Origin of the sequence: Tumebacillus lacus (genome assembly GCF_026410385.1) — a bacterium.
Lineage (GTDB): Bacteria > Bacillota > Bacilli > Tumebacillales > Tumebacillaceae > Tumebacillus > Tumebacillus lacus.
The window spans coordinates 1-17930 of the sequence record NZ_JAPMLT010000014.1 but is presented as its reverse complement, the minus strand read 5'-3'; the positions used below and the strand labels follow the sequence as shown (position 1 = coordinate 17930).

General features: G+C 56.3%; 17 protein-coding genes, 5 tRNA genes, 3 rRNA genes and 1 other RNA gene. 4 read left to right on the top strand and 22 right to left on the bottom strand.

All coding sequences use genetic code 11. From position 1 onward, the window contains the following. Nucleotides 1-105 precede the first annotated feature (105 nt). The 9 genes from OS242_RS18400 to OS242_RS18360 form a co-directional block, all read right to left on the bottom strand. Nucleotides 106-1176, bottom strand: a complete 1071-nt coding sequence (locus OS242_RS18400; RefSeq protein ID WP_267153163.1) for a two-component system sensor histidine kinase NtrB — start codon at nucleotides 1174-1176, stop codon at nucleotides 106-108. Between the two features lie 158 nt (nucleotides 1177-1334). After that, nucleotides 1335-1598, bottom strand: an RNA gene (ffs, locus tag OS242_RS18395) — signal recognition particle sRNA large type. A 25-nt stretch (nucleotides 1599-1623) separates the two neighbouring features. Further along, nucleotides 1624-1715 (bottom strand) — tRNA-Ser (locus OS242_RS18390). A 13-nt stretch (nucleotides 1716-1728) separates the two neighbouring features. After that, nucleotides 1729-1818 (bottom strand) — tRNA-Ser (locus tag OS242_RS18385). A 26-nt stretch (nucleotides 1819-1844) separates the two neighbouring features. Beyond that, nucleotides 1845-2303, bottom strand: coding sequence for a tRNA adenosine(34) deaminase TadA (gene tadA, locus OS242_RS18380; RefSeq protein ID WP_267153162.1), 459 nt, complete (start codon nucleotides 2301-2303; stop codon nucleotides 1845-1847). A gap of 25 nt (nucleotides 2304-2328) precedes the next feature. Continuing rightward, nucleotides 2329-2407 (bottom strand) — tRNA-Arg (locus OS242_RS18375). Between the two features lie 45 nt (nucleotides 2408-2452). Continuing rightward, a tRNA-Arg gene (locus OS242_RS18370) sits at nucleotides 2453-2529 on the bottom strand. 3 nt (nucleotides 2530-2532) lie between these two features. Then, nucleotides 2533-2623 (bottom strand) — tRNA-Ser (locus OS242_RS18365). 45 nt (nucleotides 2624-2668) lie between these two features. Next, nucleotides 2669-2914, bottom strand: a complete 246-nt coding sequence (locus tag OS242_RS18360) for a hypothetical protein (protein WP_267153161.1) — start codon at nucleotides 2912-2914, stop codon at nucleotides 2669-2671. A 196-nt stretch (nucleotides 2915-3110) separates the two neighbouring features. Between OS242_RS18360 and OS242_RS18355 the strand changes: the two genes are divergently transcribed. After that, on the top strand, nucleotides 3111-3755 hold the full coding sequence (locus OS242_RS18355) for a deoxynucleoside kinase (protein WP_267153160.1): 645 nt from the start codon (nucleotides 3111-3113) through the stop codon (nucleotides 3753-3755). Then, nucleotides 3748-4428, top strand: coding sequence for a deoxynucleoside kinase (locus OS242_RS18350; RefSeq protein WP_267153159.1), 681 nt, complete (start codon nucleotides 3748-3750; stop codon nucleotides 4426-4428). Before OS242_RS18355 ends, OS242_RS18350 begins: the two co-directional genes overlap by 8 nt. 207 nt (nucleotides 4429-4635) lie before the next feature. Here the strand turns inward: OS242_RS18350 and OS242_RS18345 are convergent, their stop codons facing one another. The 9 genes from OS242_RS18345 to guaB all read right to left on the bottom strand — a co-directional run bounded on the left by OS242_RS18345 (nucleotide 4636) and on the right by guaB (nucleotide 14540). Continuing rightward, nucleotides 4636-5715 carry a DUF5667 domain-containing protein gene (locus tag OS242_RS18345; protein ID WP_267153158.1) on the bottom strand — a complete coding sequence of 360 codons (1080 nt, stop codon included), beginning with the start codon at nucleotides 5713-5715 and terminating at the stop codon, nucleotides 4636-4638. A gap of 54 nt (nucleotides 5716-5769) precedes the next feature. Next, complete coding sequence (locus OS242_RS18340) at nucleotides 5770-7032, bottom strand: ArnT family glycosyltransferase (RefSeq protein WP_267153157.1); 1263 nt, start codon at nucleotides 7030-7032, stop codon at nucleotides 5770-5772. A gap of 73 nt (nucleotides 7033-7105) precedes the next feature. Further along, the gene (gene serS / locus OS242_RS18335; protein WP_267153156.1) at nucleotides 7106-8386 is read right to left on the bottom strand and encodes a serine--tRNA ligase; all 1281 of its coding nucleotides are present in this window, start codon (nucleotides 8384-8386) and stop codon (nucleotides 7106-7108) included. A 322-nt stretch (nucleotides 8387-8708) separates the two neighbouring features. Further along, a complete protein-coding gene (locus OS242_RS18330; protein WP_267153155.1) occupies nucleotides 8709-9782 on the bottom strand; it encodes a glycoside hydrolase family 15 protein in 1074 nt (357 codons plus the stop codon). Nucleotides 9783-9870: 88 nt separating this feature from the next. Further along, a complete protein-coding gene (pdxT, locus tag OS242_RS18325) occupies nucleotides 9871-10467 on the bottom strand; it encodes a pyridoxal 5'-phosphate synthase glutaminase subunit PdxT (RefSeq protein WP_267153154.1) in 597 nt (198 codons plus the stop codon). A 17-nt stretch (nucleotides 10468-10484) separates the two neighbouring features. Next, nucleotides 10485-11369, bottom strand: a complete 885-nt coding sequence (pdxS, locus tag OS242_RS18320; RefSeq protein ID WP_267153153.1) for a pyridoxal 5'-phosphate synthase lyase subunit PdxS — start codon at nucleotides 11367-11369, stop codon at nucleotides 10485-10487. 130 nt (nucleotides 11370-11499) lie between these two features. Then, a complete protein-coding gene (locus tag OS242_RS18315; RefSeq protein WP_267153152.1) occupies nucleotides 11500-11646 on the bottom strand; it encodes a hypothetical protein in 147 nt (48 codons plus the stop codon). A 30-nt stretch (nucleotides 11647-11676) separates the two neighbouring features. Further along, nucleotides 11677-12933 (bottom strand): D-alanyl-D-alanine carboxypeptidase family protein, encoded by a 1257-nt coding sequence (locus OS242_RS18310; RefSeq protein WP_267153151.1) that lies wholly within the window; start codon nucleotides 12931-12933, stop codon nucleotides 11677-11679. 149 nt (nucleotides 12934-13082) lie between these two features. Continuing rightward, nucleotides 13083-14540 (bottom strand): IMP dehydrogenase, encoded by a 1458-nt coding sequence (guaB, locus tag OS242_RS18305; protein WP_267153150.1) that lies wholly within the window; start codon nucleotides 14538-14540, stop codon nucleotides 13083-13085. A 113-nt stretch (nucleotides 14541-14653) separates the two neighbouring features. Between guaB and OS242_RS18300 the strand changes: the two genes are divergently transcribed. Further along, nucleotides 14654-15682: a YaaC family protein gene (locus OS242_RS18300; RefSeq protein WP_267153149.1), complete on the top strand. Its 1029-nt coding sequence runs from the start codon at nucleotides 14654-14656 to the stop codon at nucleotides 15680-15682. Between the two features lie 46 nt (nucleotides 15683-15728). Then, entirely contained in the window at nucleotides 15729-16616 is an 888-nt protein-coding gene (locus OS242_RS18295; protein WP_267153148.1) for a UbiA prenyltransferase family protein, read from the top strand. A gap of 42 nt (nucleotides 16617-16658) precedes the next feature. Here the strand turns inward: OS242_RS18295 and OS242_RS18290 are convergent, their stop codons facing one another. The 4 genes from OS242_RS18290 to OS242_RS18275 form a co-directional block, all read right to left on the bottom strand. Beyond that, nucleotides 16659-16853, bottom strand: coding sequence for a hypothetical protein (locus tag OS242_RS18290; protein WP_267153147.1), 195 nt, complete (start codon nucleotides 16851-16853; stop codon nucleotides 16659-16661). A gap of 591 nt (nucleotides 16854-17444) precedes the next feature. Further along, a 5S ribosomal RNA gene (gene rrf, locus OS242_RS18285) occupies nucleotides 17445-17561 on the bottom strand. Between the two features lie 19 nt (nucleotides 17562-17580). Then, a 5S ribosomal RNA gene (gene rrf, locus OS242_RS18280) occupies nucleotides 17581-17697 on the bottom strand. A gap of 60 nt (nucleotides 17698-17757) precedes the next feature. Then, nucleotides 17758-17930, bottom strand: a 23S ribosomal RNA gene (locus OS242_RS18275); the annotation flags it as partial.

Sequence of the window (17930 nt, the reverse complement as noted above, 5' to 3'; positions counted from 1 at the left end):
TAGAATGTTCCAACCTACAGATTATCATAGAAGGCATCGGAAAGCAAAAACGCCACTCCGCAAAAAAACACCTGCGCTCCCGTGCGCAGATGTCTCGTTTCCCTCTTATTCCCCTGCCACCGGCAGCCACACGGCAAACGTCGTCCCGTATCCTTTTGACGTCACCTTGATCTGACCGCCCATGTCGCTGACCAGCCGCTGACAGATCGGCAGACCAAGCCCCGTCCCCGTCTCCTTGGTCGTGAAAAACGCGTCGAAGATCCGGTCGAGCAGGTAATGCGGGATGCCCGGCCCCGAGTCGCGGATCTCGATGCGCACCATCCGCTCTTCGGCCACGTACGAATTGGTGATCGTAAGGGTGCCGCCTTGCGTCTCGCTCATCGCTTCGATGCCGTTTTTCATCAGATTGACCAGCACCTGTTTGACCAGTTCCCGGTCGGCCATGATCTTCGGCACCGACTGCAGACCCAGATGAAACTCGATGTTGTGCAAGATCGCCTCGCTGGAGATCAGCGGAGCCAGCGACTCGATCAGTTCCTTGGCATCGAGCCTCTCCATCTTCATCTCCCGCGGCTTCGAGAGCAGAAGCAACTCGCCGACCAGCCCGTTCACCCGCTCGATCTCGCTGAGCATCACATCGGTAAACGAATGCGCCTTGTGCATGTCGTTCTCCAGCAGATCATGGCGCATGATCTGCAAAAAACCCTTGATCGACGTCAGCGGATTGCGGATCTCATGCGCCACCCCGGCGGCGATCTTGCCGACCGTCGCCAGCTTTTCATTGTGATGCACCGTATGTTCCAACGACACGACGTTGCCGATATCTTTCATAAACACGAGGATGCCCACCGGCTTCCCCTGGCGATCATAGATCTGATGCGAACCGACCAGATACGTCCGCGTCCGGCCACCCCGCACAAAGTTCAACACCCGATTGTGCACACAGTGCCGTTCGCGCACGACCTGCTCGATCCAGCCGTACTCTTCATACACCGCCGGCAGCACATCCTGCAACGGCAGCGGGCACCGGTCCGCAAAGTTACCGGGCAGCACATCGGCCATCGCTTTGTTGGCAGCGAGGAGTTGCAGATCATACCCGATCACCGCCGCTGCGTCCCGATAGCATTCGATCACCAGATCATCCAGACAGAAAACAGGAGACTTTGTTACCGACATGAACATCCCTCCCCTCTATTACGGGAAAAATTCTACTCCTGCCGGGGTTTCTCCTTTGATGAAGCCTGTCTCTTCCTGTCGAGAAAGGACGGATAAAAAAATAAATAAAAAACAGGCCCGCGTCGAAACGCCGGACCTGTCCTATGAAAAAATTATCGTCGTGCATCTGGCTTCGAAACACCTCTATAGACGGCGCTCGGCAGTTAGCTCAGACCAGGCGCACCCACGGCACACGCTGCGATTCCCTTAGTGCTGCTACCTTCCGGTCCTGACACGGTTCAGGAGACAACGTTGCGTGGGACCCAATCCTCAACACCACTTGCCAAGCCCAGGCCCTACAGAGAGTGCCCCTCGACCAGACATCAACCCCGCTGTAGCGGATTGCGGGTTACAGGGCACCGCTACCTCCCCGTCTAGCACGACAAAACTTTTAAGTTTTGAAACTGATGGCGGAGAGGAGGGGATTCGAACCCCTGAGACGGTTTCCCGCCTACACGATTTCCAATCGTGCTCCTTCGACCAAACTCGGACACCTCTCCAGAGACAAAAAAATGGCGGAGAGAGTGGGATTCGAACCCACGGGACCCGTTAAGGCCCACTCGCTTTCGAGGCGAGCTCTTTCGACCCCTCAGACATCTCTCCGTGATAAAAACGATCAGTTCGTACTGCTAGCGTTTCTTCCGCATATTCCGGAAGAACTCCTTCAACATCATACTACATGCATCCGCCAGTATGCCAGTGGTAATTTCCGGTCGGTGGTTCCAAGCGTCGGTGTCGAGCAGGTTCGTCTGCGAACCGACTGCACCGCCCTTGGCATCCATCGCACCGATGAACACCTCGTCCACTCGGGACAAAAGGATCGATCCTGCGCACATGGGGCACGGTTCTAAAGTAACATAAAGCCGACAGTTTGTCAATCTCCATCCGCCGAGCACGCGGGCCGCTTCGCGGATCGCGATCGTTTCGGCATGGGCGGTCGGATCTTTCCACGTCTCGCGCCGGTTGTGGCCGCGAGCGATGATCTCTCCGTCTCGGACGATCACAGCGCCGATCGGCACCTCGCCGTAGGAGGCTGCGATCTCAGCTTCCTTAAGAGCCTCTCGCATCCACTGCTCATGTTCCGTCACGTCTTTCCCACCTCTTCCTTCAGTATGGCGCACCCGGAGGGATTCGAACCCCCCCAAGACATCGTTTAGGAAACGATCGCTCTATCCGCCTGAGCTACGGGTGCGTAAAAAACCTCACCGGCGGGTGAGGTTCATACTTGCGAAAAAGATGGCGTGCCCAGAGAGATTCGAACTCCCGACCTTTTGATTCGTAGTCAAACGCTCTATCCGGCTGAGCTATGGGCACGGATGGCGGAGAGCAAGGGATTCGAACCCTCGATACTGTTTCCAGTATACTCCCTTAGCAGGGGAGCGCCTTCGACCGACTCGGCCAACTCTCCGTGTCCGCGCTCTATATTACATCATTTCCGCCTCATTTGCAAGTGTTACTTGTTGCGTTGACGCAGGCGATTGATGGCGTAGACCGTCATGAACAGCGTATAGCCCCACGTGACCGCGTAAAGGAACCACACCAAAAAGCGCGGCGCGTTCGGCGCGATGAAGACGAGGCCGGTGAAGAAGAACATCGCCACCGTGATGAACACCGCGCGGCCAAACGCGACGCGATGAAACGCGATCGCCTGTATGATCATGCAAACTGCGAACAAGATAACATTGATCCAAAAAGCCATCGATTGCTGACCCCTCTCTGAAAATCTACCTGCCTATTATACACGATTCTGTCCTTCCATGACGAATCGGCGCGTGAGAACCTGTCCACGTCGACTTCTTTCGCCAAACTTCGAAATGACAACCTTTTGATCCATTCAATAAATACGGAGACTATGTTACAATGTCATCCTGACAATGCTTGCAGGAGGGACTTCGATGTCGTTACCCCAGTTTATTACCGTTGAAGGTCCGATCGGAGTGGGCAAGACTTCGCTCGCCCGCCTGATCAACGCGCGCTACGGATTCCATCTTCTCCAGGAGATCGTCGAAGAAAACCCGTTCCTCGGGCGTTTTTACGACAATATCGACGAGTGGAGCTTTCAGACTGAGATGTTCTTTCTCTGCAACCGGTACAAGCAGCTGAACGATCTCTCCAAACAATACTTGCAGCGCGACCAATCGGTCGTTTCGGACTACAACATCTTTAAAAACACCATCTTCGCCCGCCGCACGCTGTCTGCCGGCGAGTTAGACAAATACTTGTCGATTTACGACATCCTGACGGCCGACATGCCTCAGGCTTCGCTCATCGTCCACTTGACCGCCAGCGTGGAGACGATCATGGGCCGGATTGCCAAGCGCAACCGTTCCATCGAGCAAAACATGGACCCGAACTACATTCGCAATTTGCGCGATGACTATGAAGTCTTCTTGGAACGTTACTCCGTGGAGCATCCTGACGTGCCGATTCTCGTGCTCGACGGCGACAAGCTCGACTTTGTGGAGCGGCCGGAGGACCTGGATTTCATCTTCCAACAGATCGACGCAATCCTAAAGAAGGAGCAACCTACACATGCATAACTCCGCACTCAGTGAAAAATTCGGCATTCCGCGCGATGCGGTGATCACCATCGGCGGCACGGTCGGCGTCGGCAAATCGACGATCACGATGGCGCTGGCCGACACGCTCGGCTTCCGCACTTCGCTGGAGAAAGTCGACACCAACCCGTATCTCGATCTGTTCTACAGCGACTTTGAAAAGTGGAGCTTCCATCTGCAGGTCTACTTCCTCGCTGAACGCTTCAAAGAACAAAAGCGCATCTTCGAATATGGCGGCGGGTTCGTCCAAGACCGTTCCGTCTACGAGGACACCGGCATCTTTGCCCGCATGCTGTTTGAGCAAGGCAAGATGAGCCAGACCGACTACAGCACGTACACGTCGCTGTTTGAAGCGATGATCATGACCCCGTACTTCCCGCATCCGGACGTGCTGATCTATCTCGAAGGCAGCTTTGACGACGTCCTGACCCGCATCAAAGAGCGCGGCCGCCCGATGGAGCAAAACACCGCCATCGAGTATTGGGAAGAGATGTACAACCGCTACGAAGACTGGATCAACAACTTCACGGCCTGCCCGGTCGTGCGGATCAACATCAACGAGTACGACGTCGTCGACGACAAAACGTCCATCCACCACGTCCTCGACAAAGTCGCCCAACGCATCTCCCAAAGCAACCGACGCCTCCGCGTCTGACACAGAGGGAGCAGAAACCGCCGATGACACATCATCGGCGGTTTTCCTTTTCTCCCGACGGCCGCCCGCGACCTCTATCCTTCCATATCGCAAGAAATTCTCCGGTATATCTCGCATTCCGTCGAGCCCTGCCTCCCGCTCTTCCCTTGCCGCAGAAAAAGCCCGCGACCACGTGATGCGTGAGGTCGCGGGCTTTCCTGTTATTCGTTAGTTCTTGCCGTTGCCGTGCTCGCCTTTGCCTTCGGACTTGCCGTTGTTTTCTTTGTTGCCCTTTTCTTCTTGCTTGTCATGGCCTTTGTGCAGGCCGTTGTTTTGCTTCTCTTTCTTTTCGCCTTCCACTTTCACCTCGGTGGTGATCGCAGCCGGAACCGGGGTCGTGGTGGTCGCATCACCCTCGGTGGTGGTGTCAGCGTCCGGAGTCACGGTGCCAGGAGCCGGGACGGTCGTGTTCGGTTCGCCGGTGGTCGGCTCTTCCGGTGCCGGAGTCGGAGCCGGGGTCGGCTCTTGGGTCTCTTCCTCACCCTTTTGCTTCTTCTTCGCCGCTTTCTTCTGCTTCTTCTCGATGTTCTTCTCCAGTTGCTTGATCGCGTTCTCTACGCCTTTGCGACCTTGCTCCGGCAGTTTATCGAGCAGACCCTTCAGGACGACGAGCGCATGCTCCGGACCCATCGAGCCCTCTTCTTGCTCTTCCTCGTCAGCCGGCGGGGTGGTCGTGTCATCAGCAGGCGGCGTCGTGCCGTCTTCCGGAGTGGTCGTACCGTCTTCCGGAGTGGTCGTACCGTCTTCCGGAGTGGTCGTGGCATCTTCCGGAGTGGTCGTGCCATCTTCCGGAGTGGTCGTGCCGTCTTCTTCGGTACCGTCTTCCTCCGTACCGTCTTCAGCGCCGAGCAGTTCAGCCGCTTCGATCAGCAGTTCCTCGATCTCCGCCATCTGCTCTTCGTTGTAATCGGTGTTGCCTTGCTCCGCCAGAACTTTCAGCTCCGCAGCCTTTTCATTCGCGTACTTGAGCAGCAGTTCCGCTTCCTTCTGATCATCGGTCGTGATCATCAGGTTGATGTCGCGCACCAGTTGCTTGAAGAAGTAGAGGAAGCGATCCGGCGTCAGGCCGACTTGAATGTCACCTTCATCCGTCTTATCGGTTTCGGTCGTCGTATCAGTTTCAGTCGTGGTCGTCGTCTCCGTGGTGGTCGTCGTGCTTGCATCGGTCCCTTCCGCAAGCGCCGCAACCGGCGACATCACGAGCGTAGCGATCAGAGCAGAAGAAATCAGTTTCTTTGTAAGTTTCATCAATTTGTCATCCTCTCGGTGGTTATGTTTCTTGCTATAACCTACGAGAGTACCCTATTCATTTATGGGTGTACCCTTCGACAAAAATTTTTCCTCCCCCGTCCACGGGTACCCGACAAACAAAAACAAAAACGGCAAAAGCGGCACCGCATACCGCGGCGTGGTCACATACACCATCTGCAACACCGTCAAATAAACAAACAGCATCGCCACCAGCGGCGCATACGGCACACGTCTCCACAGAGCCACCGCACACCCTGCAAAACCGACCGCAATCAACACCCGATGCACCGCCGTAATCGGCTCCATCCACTCCTTCAGCACATCGCTCCAATCAAACGGCTCCCACCAAAACAGTTTGAGCTTCCCCACCGTATACCACTCGATCATCGCCCGCGGATCTTTCGAAAACTCCTCCCGCAGCCGCTTCTTCCCCATCTCCATCAACAGATCATCGGTGGCGACCAGATCGCCCGGCACCTTCTTCCACCCGAGCGGATAATCGGGAAACTCCGGGTCGGTCCCTTGCCCCCACACATCATTATTGATATACGTCCCGGTCAAAAACGGATTGCCGCTCGCCTTCGTCAACGGAATGAACCGGTCAAAATGCACGTAATTGCGCACAATCCACGGACTCAGCACCGCAAACAGCGTGACCACCAGCACCGTCCCCACCACAAACGCCTTCTTAAACCCGTACCGCGAATGCCCCCAGAGATACAGCCCGACCACAATCGGGAACAGAGCGATCGTCGGCCTCGTCAACGTCGTCAGCCCGAGCAACACCCCGGCCCAGACAAAATCCTTCATCCGTCCCGACTCGATCGCCTTCAACAACAAAATCAAAAACAGCAACACCATCATCGCAAACGGCGTCTCCGTCAACAGCACAGAGCTCGACAGCACCAGCGGCGGAAACACCGCCACCAAACCGGCCGCCGCCACGCCCATCCAGACGCGCCCCATCTGCGACGCCAGTTTCACCACCAGCAGCATCACCAGCGACCCGATCAGCACCGCGCCAAGGCGCGCCACCGTCAGGCCGACATCCCCCGACCCAAACAGAGCAAACACCCCGCTCAGATACAGCACAAACATCGGCGGAATAAACACCGTCGGCTTTTCATGATGGCCCCCAAACGTAAACATCCCCGACTCCAAGAGTCGCTGCGCACTTTCCACATACATCTTGTCATCATACACGGTCATCAACTCATCCTGCTGCGCCAACACCATCCACACGCGCAACGCCACGCCAAGGGCAAACACCGCCCAAAACACCCCGGCCTGCCGCCTGTTCATCCCAAACAACAAAAACAAACACCTCCACTCGCTTAAAAACCCCCTCACAACCTGGAGGGGGTCACACACCAATATCAAATCGCCACTACGCCTTCGAAATCTTCGTCAAACCGCCCATATACGGCACCAGCGCATCCGGGATCACAACCGACCCGTCCGCCTGCTGATAATTTTCCAAAATCGCGGCCACCGTGCGGCCCACAGCCAGCCCGGAACCGTTGATCGTATGAACAAACTCCGGCTTCGCACCCTGTTCCGGACGGAATCTCACATTGGCGCGACGCGCCTGGAAGTCCTCAAAGTTCGTGCAAGACGAGATCTCCCGGTACTGATCAGCAGCCGGCATCCACACCTCAAGGTCGGTCTTCTTCGCCGCCCCGAAGCCCAGATCGCCCATGCACATATCCAGCGCGCGATAAGGCAGGCCCAAGCGCTGCAAAATCGTCTCCGCATTGCCCACCAGTTTCTCCCACTCCGCATACGACTGATCCGGATGCGCAAACTTCACCATCTCCACCTTATTAAACTGGTGTTGACGGATCAGACCGCGCGTATCGCGGCCCGACGACCCGGCTTCCGAGCGGAAGCACGGCGTGTACGCCACAAAGTACACCGGCAGTTGCTCGGCCGACAAAATCTCATCCCGGTAATAGTTCGTCACCGGCACCTCGGCCGTCGGAGCCAAGAAATAATCCGAATCGGCCACCTTAAACGCATCTTCCTCAAACTTCGGCAGATTGCCGGTGCCCGTCATCGACGCCCGGTTGACAATAAACGGCGGCAACACTTCCGTATACCCGTGCTCCCCGGTATGCACATCCAGCATAAAGTTGATCAGCGCACGTTCCAAGCGCGCCCCGGCACCCTTATAGAACGAAAAACGCGCCCCGGTGATCTTCGCCGCCGCCTCAAAATCAATAATCCCCAGATCGGTCGCCAGATCCCAATGAGCCTTCGGCTCAAAGTCAAACGAACGGAGCTCCCCGACCTTTTTGATCTCGACATTATCATCCTCGGTCAGACCGGACGGCACACTCTCATGCGGCATATTCGGCAGACAAAGCAGCAGATAATTCGTTCGTTCCTCCACCGTGCGCACTTCATCATCCAGGTCCTTAATCCGGTCGCCGACCGTACGCATTTCCAAAATGATCTCATCCGCATTCTCGCCGGCCTTCTTCAGTTTCGCCACTTCCTGCGAAACCGCGTTGCGGCGGGCCTTCAGCTGCTCGACCTCGACCAACAGCTCGCGGCGACGCTTGTCCAATTCCAAAAACTCATCCAACGCAGCCGTCGATTCACCGCGCCCTTCCAATGCCGCACGAACGCGTTCGGGTTCACTGCGCAACAACTTCGGATCCAACATCCCGACAACACTCCTTCATCTATGTACAAAACTCAACTCTCACCCTACAAAAAAACCCCCGTCTCCATGACGAGAGCGTACAAACGTTATTTTAACACAAAATCCCACCCCCATACAAACGCTTGCCCGCCCCCCCATGCCCTTCCCACCACGTCGAGTGCCCATCAACGACAGGGGGCGCGGGGAATAGGTGAAGAGGTAACCTTCAAAGGCCCCTCCCCACCCTCAAAAAACTCCAATCAAAGGGAGGGGCCTTTGACGGGAACCTGTAACCTATCCCCGCGCCCCCCCTGCACCTAACCCAGCCAGCCAGTCACCTACTTTACCCCCTCAACGCCCTCCTCACCACCACATACATCGCATGCGACCACAACAAAGGTCTTGCACACTCCCCCCACCTTCCCACCCACTCCCCATACGCATCCGGCACCATCAACCCTTCCGCCACCTGCTCCGGCAGATACCCCTCCTCATCGGCCTGTCGCTCCACCCACTCCACCAACTCCCGCGCCCGCTCCTCATTCCCCACTGCCGCATAATACCACCCGAGCCACGCCGTCAGCAGCACCCAAGCCCCGCCCCCATAAAACGAATCCCCTCTATACCGATGCACCCCGCCCCCGCCAACCGTCACCAATTCCCGCTCAATCTCCCGAACCGTCGCTACAACCCTTTCATCCTCCCCATCAAACATCCCAAACGGCACCGTCACCCACAACAGATTCGCATCCACCCGCTCATCCCCCACCGACTTACAAAACCTTCCCTCCACCACACACTCCCTCTCCACAAACCCCTTAATCTCCGCAAGCACCTCCTGCACCCCATCCACGACAACATACCTCGAAATCCCCCTCAGCCCCCCATAAACCGCCGCCAACGTCGACGTATGCACCCGATCCCCAAACTCCTCCCAACAATCAAAGCACCGCTCCCCCCAAAACTCCACCAGATACCGAATGACCCCCTCAACACTCCCCCTTACTTCCTCCAAAAACACCACATCCCCGCTCAACCGCAAGTGCTCCGCCACCCCCCACAAATAAGCCCCGTACCCATCGAGCTGATGATTCCCCCACTCCTCCGTCCCTTCATCCCCCTCCACCGTATACCGCGTATGCAAAAACATCCCCGCCTCCAGCGCCTTCCCTTCCCTTCGCCTGACAACCAAATCCTCTACTTTAAACAAATAGTGCCGTACCACCCCGTGCACCCACCGATAAAAATTAGCAGCCGCCACATGCTCCCCCGCCACATCAAGCGCATACGCCGTAAACGTCCCGTCCCGCAGCCACGAATACCGATACGTCACAAAAGCAGGCGAAGCGGGAAACGCCCCGTTTCGCTCTTGCCCTTCCTTCATCACCTGCACGCTCTTCTCCCACAAATTCACCATCCCAAACCACCTCCGCCGAATGTGTATGTTCCCTGAGAATATGAAAAAGGGAGCGTCGACATGACGCTCCCTTTTCCCAAACAAAACCCTATTTCACAGCCGCCTTCTTCGCTTCCTCCACCATACTCAGGAAGTACTTGTGCAATCTCACATCATCCGTCAGCTCCGGATGGAAAGACGCCCCCAGCAGGTGCCCTTGTCGCGCTGCCACCACACGGTCATTCACCGTGGACAGCACCTCAACGCCTGCACCGACCTCCATGATATGCGGCGCGCGAATAAACACAGCCGGATACTTTTCCGAACCTTCCAGCCCGACGACATCCAGATCCGCCTCAAACGAATCCACCTGCCGCCCGAACGAATTCCGATCCACGAGCGCATCGAGCGCACCGATATGCACCCAATCCTGCCCCTGAACCCGATTCGCCAGCAAGATCAGACCCGCACAAGTCCCAAACATCGGCACCCCGCGCTTCGCCATCTCCCGCACCGGCTCCATCAGTTCGTACTTGTTCATCAGCTTCCCGATCGTCGTGCTCTCTCCGCCCGGCAGGACCAGTCCGTCGAGCCCGTCCAGATCTTTCGGCCATTTCACCGGGACCACTTCTTCAGCCCCGGCTTGCTTCAGGCTCTTGACGTGCTCGATCACCGCGCCTTGCAGCGCCAAAACGCCAATTTTCATCGCCGATGCCTTCTTTCTTACCAGCCGCGTTCGGACATGCGCTCGGACTCTTTCAGAGTCGCCAGTTCGATGCCCTTCATCGCGCCGCCGAGGTTTTTCGACAGCTCTGCGATCAGCTTGTAATCGGTGTAATGCGTCGTCGCTTCGACGATGGCACGTGCAAACTTCGCCGGGTTTTCCGACTTGAAGATACCGGAGCCGACAAACACGCCGTCAGCGCCCAAGTGCATCATCAGCGCTGCGTCAGCCGGAGAAGCCACGCCGCCCGCTGCAAAGTTGACCACCGGCAGTTTGCCCAGCGTGCGCACTTCGCGCAGCAGTTCGATCGGAGCGCCGATGTTTTTCGCTTCCATCACCAGCTCGTCTTCTGCCATCGAAGACAGCTTGCGGATCTGCGCTTGCACGGTGCGCATATGCTTAACCGCTTCGACGATGTTGCCCGTGCCCGGCTCGCCTTTCGTGCGCAGCATCGACGCGCCTTCCGAGATGCGACGCAGCGCTTCACCCAGATCACGGCAACCGCAGACAAACGGAACGGTGAAATCGTTTTTGTTGATGTGATACTTATCGTCCGCCGGCGTCAGAACTTCCGACTCGTCGATATAGTCCACGCCCATCGCTTCCAGCACTTTCGCTTCTACAAAATGCCCGATGCGAGCTTTTGCCATGACCGGGATGGAGACGGCCTTCATGACCTCTTCCATGATCGTCGGGTCGGCCATGCGAGCCACGCCGCCTGCCGCACGGATGTCAGCCGGCACGCGCTCCAGCGCCATGACTGCAACTGCGCCCGCCTCTTCTGCGATCTTCGCTTGTTCCGCGTTGATGACGTCCATGATGACGCCACCCTTTTGCATTTCTGCCATACCGCGTTTTACGCGTTCAGTACCCGTTTGCACCATTGTATGTAACCCTCCTGAGATCGGTAGTGGACAAGCATCTCTTCTAATGAACCATTTTACCTTAACACAGCCACAAGTGACAACCAAACGCCCTTGATAACCTGAAAATCATATAAGAAAACCAGGGTATTTAACCCTGGTTCCCTTGGTTATCTTTCTCCGGCGCCATCCGACGCAAAAACGCGCGGAACATAAAGAAGCCACCCGGAATCAAAATGATGAACAAAATCAACGGTGTGATCAAATACCACATCGGAAAGGTCATTTGCGGCTCCATGCGTCATCCCTCACTTGCCCTAGGCTTATTTTACTCAAACAGACCGGAGATCGAAGAGCCGATCGCCCCAAACATGCCGGAGAAGAAATTGCCGATGCCGCGCATGCCAAGGCGCAACCACGAACCTTTCTCCACGTCCTGCTTGGCGACCAGATCGACTTTGCTCACGACCTTGCCGTCCTGCACGATCTGCAGTTCGCCAAGCTTCGCGTCCTTCGCCACCGGAGCTTCCACATTGTCAAAGACGACCTTCTTCTCCACCGCGCCGCCGTTTTTCGGCACCGCGACCATCAGATCGCCGGCTGCGACCGCTTCGGTCTCTTTTTCCTTGCCCTTGCTGATCGGGGCGAGTTCCGACACCGCTTCGCCTTGCTTGATCACCGACTCTTGCTTGAAGTTTGCGTAGCCGTAGTCGAGGATCTTCTTCGTGTCTTCCACGCGCTTGGCATCGCTGCTTGCGAACAGTTGGATCGAGATCAGGCGCATGCCGTCACGCTCCGCCGTGCCTGCCAGACAATAGCCAGCTTGGTCGGTAAAGCCGGTTTTCAAACCGTCGAGGCCCTCAAACTGGCCGAGCACATGGTTGGTGTTCTCCAGTTTAAACGCGCCGTTGCGAATCATCTTCGTCTGCACCTTGGTCACGTCCAGCACCTGCGGGTACTTCGTGATCAACTCGCGCGCCATGATCGCGATGTCGTAGGCCGACGTATAGTGCTCCGGATGATGCAGACCGTTGGTATCGGCAAAATGCGTGTCGTTCATGCCGAGTTCCTTCGCCTTTTCATTCATCCGCGCCACAAAGCCTTCTTCACTGCCGCCGATATACTCCGCCACCGCCACGCAGGCATCGTTTGCCGACTGGATCGTGATAAACTCCATCATCTCCGCCAGCGTAAACTTTTCCTTCGGGTCGAGCCACACGCTGGAACCTTCCGTACCGTACGCCGTCTTCGAGACCGGCACGATGTCGGTCAGTTGTTTCTCGCCTTTTTCCACCGCTTCATACGCGAGCATCATCGTCATGATCTTGGTGACAGACGCCGGATAGCGCTTGGCATGCTCGTCTTTTGCCCAGAGGATCTGGCCGCTCTTGGCATCCATCAGCAGGCCGGACTTCGATTCGACTTCCAGTGCCGGCAGTTTCGCCGCTTCTTCCGCGTGTGCGATCTGCGTCCCGAAGTACGGAGTGGTGCCCGGGATCTGCAACGTCTGCGGCAGTTGCACAGACAAAAGCATCGTGGCGATCAACGCGCCCGACACGTATTTTTTCAACATCTGGCGTTTCATCATTTGTCCTCCGTCACAATGTTTTTGTATCGTTTCATTCCCCAATTTTGTCCCCAAAAATACATTCTCGATTATACCATAGACGGAGGTCCCTTTCACGAAAAAAAGAGGGTGTCTTGACGTTTGTCAAGACACCCTCACATTTTCGTTTAGACGCTGTAGTTCGGCGCCTCTTTTGTGATCTGCACATCATGCGGATGGCTCTCTTTGAGACCCGCGCCGGTGATGCGGATAAACTGCGTGTCAGACTGGAGCTGCTCGATGTTCTCGACGCCGCAGTACCCCATGCCGGAGCGGATGCCGCCGACGAGCTGGTAGATGATATCGGCCAGTGCTCCACGGTAAGGAACGCGGCCCTCGATGCCTTCCGGTACGAGTTTCTTGGCATCTTCTTGGAAATAGCGGTCGCCCGAGCCCTGTTTCATGGCACCCATCGAGCCCATGCCCCGGTAGACCTTGAAATAACGGCCTTGGTGGATCTCCATCTCACCTGGCGACTCCTCGGTGCCTGCGAGCAACGAACCGACCATGACCACGCTCGCCCCGGCAGCCAGCGCCTTGACGATGTCGCCCGAGTATTTGATGCCGCCGTCTGCGATGATCGGCACCCCGTACTCGCGCGCCACAGTCGCGCAGTCATACACGGCGGTGATCTGCGGCACGCCGATGCCTGCGACGACGCGGGTGGTGCAGATCGAGCCCGGACCGATGCCGACTTTGACAGCCGATGCCCCCGCCTCGATCAGATCGCGGGTCGCCTCTCCTGTCGCGACGTTGCCGGCGATAATCTGCAGTTCCGGGTAGCGGGCGCGGATCTCGCGAACGGTGTTGATGACGCCGACCGAATGACCGTGCGCCGTATCGACGACGACCACGTCCACGCCTGCTTTGACGAGCGCCTCCACACGGTCAAACGTGTCTTTCGTCACGCCGACCGCGCCGCCGACGACCAGACGGCCTTTGGCGTCCTTCGCCGCGTGCGGGAACATTTTTGCTTTTTCAATGTCTTTGATCGTGATGAGGCCTTTGAGTTGGTAATTTTCGTCGACGAGAGGCAGTTTCTCCACCTTGTGCTGTTGCAGGATCTCTTTTGCCTGTTCCAAAGTGGTGCCGACAGGAGCCGTGATCAGATTTTCAGAAGTCATGACTTCGCTGATCTTGCGGTCGTAATTTTGTTCAAAGCGCAGGTCGCGGTTGGTGATGATACCCACGAGGCGATGAGAGGAGTTGACGATCGGTACGCCGGAGATGCGGTATTTCGCCATCAGTTCTTCCGCGTGGTAGACGTGATGATCGGGCGTGAGGAAAATCGGGTCGGTGATGACGCCGGACTCGGAGCGCTTGACGCGATCCACTTCGTCCGCCTGTTGCTCGATGGTCATGTTCTTGTGGATGATGCCCATGCCGCCTTCACGCGCCATTGCGATGGCCATCTTCGACTCGGTGACCGTGTCCATGCCGGCTGCGACGATCGGGGTATTCAGTCGGATCTTGGCTGTGATCTGGCTGCCGACGCTGACATCGCGAGGCAGAACAGACGATTTTCTCGGAACCAACAAGACGTCGTCAAACGTGAGGCCTTCTTTGTTGAATTTATTCTCCCACATTTCCTTTTCGCCCTCCAGTGTTTGTATAGATTGTCCCTTGACCGTGGATATTATGGACTAGTTTAGCAATCCCGTTTTTACGCGTCAAGCACGCTTTTCAGGGAGGAAGGAGGTTGCAGGACCCGATGCAGACGCAGGTCCGCATTCCAACGGAAAAACCGTACCGTAAATTGTGGGATACATTCGTGTACTTCGAGAACGAACAGACGGCCAGCGAGTTTTTGCGCGGCCGATACGCGGATCAAGGAATGGACCCGGTGCAACGGCACGTCTACCAAGCAACGCCCAAGTTTATCTTCAGTTTCAAGCAGGCACGCGAGTACTATCGCGCAGCTGAGCACTGCGATATTTTGACCAAACCGCTCTTGCTCTATTACGGAATGATGGCACTGAGCAAGGCGTTGATCACGTCGTATGATCCGGAGTACCCGTCGACGACTTCCGTGTTGAAGCACGGGCTGTCGACGCGCAAATTGAAGCGGGACGATTACTCGTTCGCTGAAGATGAGGTGCGGGTGCAGAAAGACGGCATTTTCCACGTGTTGCATCGCATCCTCGGCGGGCCGCCTTTCGAGGCGCAGCACCGCTTCCAGATGAAGCAGTTGCTGGCAGTGATTCCAGAGCTGATCCCGACGTATGAGCGGCTGTACGGGACGCCCCAGGTGACGCGGCTGGATGTGCAAGACCGGACATGGCACGTTCCTCGGCAGTTTGTGGCCGGCTCGGAGAAGACCAAGGAGGAACTTCTGGATCTGCTCAATCACCACGGGTCGGAGTCGCTGCGGTTTTCGTTTCCGGAGGGGATGGATGATGCAGGGGTGTTGCGCATCGCGTTTGAGGGGGAAGAGGATGAGGATCGGCATCATCCGTTGCTCCTGCATGATTTTTCAGGCCAACCGCATCTGCGTTTTCCCCATGAAGGTAATCTGGTGTTGCCGGAGATCTCGGTGCATTACATGATCATGTTTGTTCTGGGGATGCTGTGTCGGTATGAGACGGAGCGGTGGGGGGAGATGATCCTGACTTTTTCGTCGCACGATACGTTTTTGATCAATGAGTTTTTGAATGTGTCGATGCGGAAATTCCCCAATTTAATCCTCGATCAACTCTGTCAGGAACGAAACATTTTTTACACGCCGTAAGCGCATACTGAGTGCCAAGAACCATGCGTGAGAGGTGGGGGTCGACATGTTTCACATGTTGAGAAGAACGTTGCCGCTGCTGCGTGTTGTGCCGGTGTTTTCGTGGAGTTTGAGCGCGCTGGCGATCTCGGTCGGATTTGCTGTGCACGATCTACGTTCCGCTTCGGCGGTGGATTGGATGATGTTCGGGGTGCTGTTGCTCTCCGTGCTGTTGTTGCAAGGCGTGATCCAGTCGGTACAAGAGCATAAAGCGAGCGGCAAATCGGGATCGAAAGCCGAGACGGCTCGTGTGAAAAAGACGCTGAGTGATCGCGGATTGTTTGTGTTCGGGTTGCTGGGGTTGATCGGGGCGGTGTCGTTCGGGATCTATGCGGCCAAGACGGCCAGCGGGTCGTTTACACTGTTCCTCTTGGTAGGGGTGTGGACGGCGCTGTCGTATGCGTGCCATCCGTTTCGATACCTGTCCATGCTCGGGGAGTGGTATCTCGCGTTTCCGGCGATTACCGCTTGTACGCTTGGGACCTATTATATTCTGACCGATGCGTGGGAGCCGGTGATCGGCTGGGCGGCGGTTCTGCATTCGCTGCTCTGTGTGGCTTGGCTGATGCAGTACCACCTTGGAGATCTGACGACAGCGCGAAAAGCGGAGAAGCAGCGGACGACGGTCGCGTGGGCGGCTCGCAAGTTCGGTTTTGAAGCGGCTCGTCATGTGCCGGCTGCTTATTTTTTGCTCACGGTGTTGCTGGGGACGATGGCGACGCTGCGGGTGACGCATATCTTTTTGCTTACAGTTGTCTGCGCGTTGCTGGGGGCTTTTAATTCGTGGAATACAAATCTGCATGATCTGCGCAATGTGGCGGGGAATCAGATGAAGATGATCACGATGACGGTGCTGCATGCGATGGCATTGGCGCTTTGGATGGCGTGGACGTGATCCGATATAAAAAGACAGAGCGGGGCGCCCTGCTCTGTCTTTTTATATGTTGATGATCTCATCACCGCCTTGCAAGAGTTTTTCCTCAAAGCGATGCGCCAGTTGGAGCCCGATGGCTTCCTCTGCATGCAACGTACGCTCGTCTCGCATGAAGGCGATGATGTCTTCTTCGGTTTTCCCCACTTTGTACGCGACTGTCTTGGCCAGTTCCAGCCTTGTGACCAGCACCAGTTTCATCTGTGACTCTATGTACGAGACCATAGGTGATCGCGTAGACAGCATCTAATGAGACGGTTTCTTTCATTTCCTTGATGACTTGCCGGATCTCTCGTTTGGTCGCGACCGCCAAGATGCGGGCACTGTCTGTCCGGCCTTGTTCGAGCGTCTGGTAGCGTTCGATCAGGTCTCGCTCCTTGAAGGACACCGGAGTTTGTCCTTCCGGTCCGATTTGGCGATGCTGACGGCGGTGTTGCCTGGCTTTGCGGTGTAATAGTTATAACGGAATTGAGGGATTTTGACGATCGTGGCGCCGGCGATGAGGTCTTCGGGGAATTCTTCGCCGTATTCGTAGGCCCAGTCGTAGAGGACTTGCACCGGGACTCTGTATCGGCGAGCGATGCGAAAAAGTGTGTCTCCTTTTTGCGCGAGATGTCTGTAGAAGGGGATCGGGAGGATCTCTTCCGTGCCGGGTTGGAGGGGAGTTTCTTGATTGAGGAGTTTGTTGTAGGTGAGGGGGGGCGGGTGCTAATTTTGTTTGAGTGGGTAAAGAAAAAGACCAGATCGGTTGGGATCTGGTCTGGTGGGGTGTTGCGGGAGGATATAAAAAATGCCCCGCGGCGTCCTACTCTCCCAGGACCCTGCGGTCCAAGTACCATCGGCGCTGAAGAGCTTAACTTCCGTGTTCGGGATGGGAACGGGTGTGACCTCTTCGCTATTGCTACGAGACATTTTTTATGGGTGTTGCGCCCCGCGACGACCTACTCTCCCAGGACCCTGCGGTCCAAGTACCATCGGCGCTGGAGAGCTTAACTTCCGTGTTCGGGATGGGAACGGGTGTGACCTCTCCGCCATTGTCACGAGACGTTTTGTGTTAGGGTTTGTATTCCCTGAAAACTGGATGCGAATGTGTCTATGAGTCACTTAGGATAAGCCCTCGACCTATTAGTACTGGTCAGCTGAACGCCTCACGGCGCGTACACCTCCAGCCTATCAACCTTGTCGTCTACAAGGGGTCTTACCACGTTGACCGTGTGGGAAGTCTTATCTTGAGGTGGGCTTCGCGCTTAGATGCTTTCAGCGCTTATCCCTTCCCGA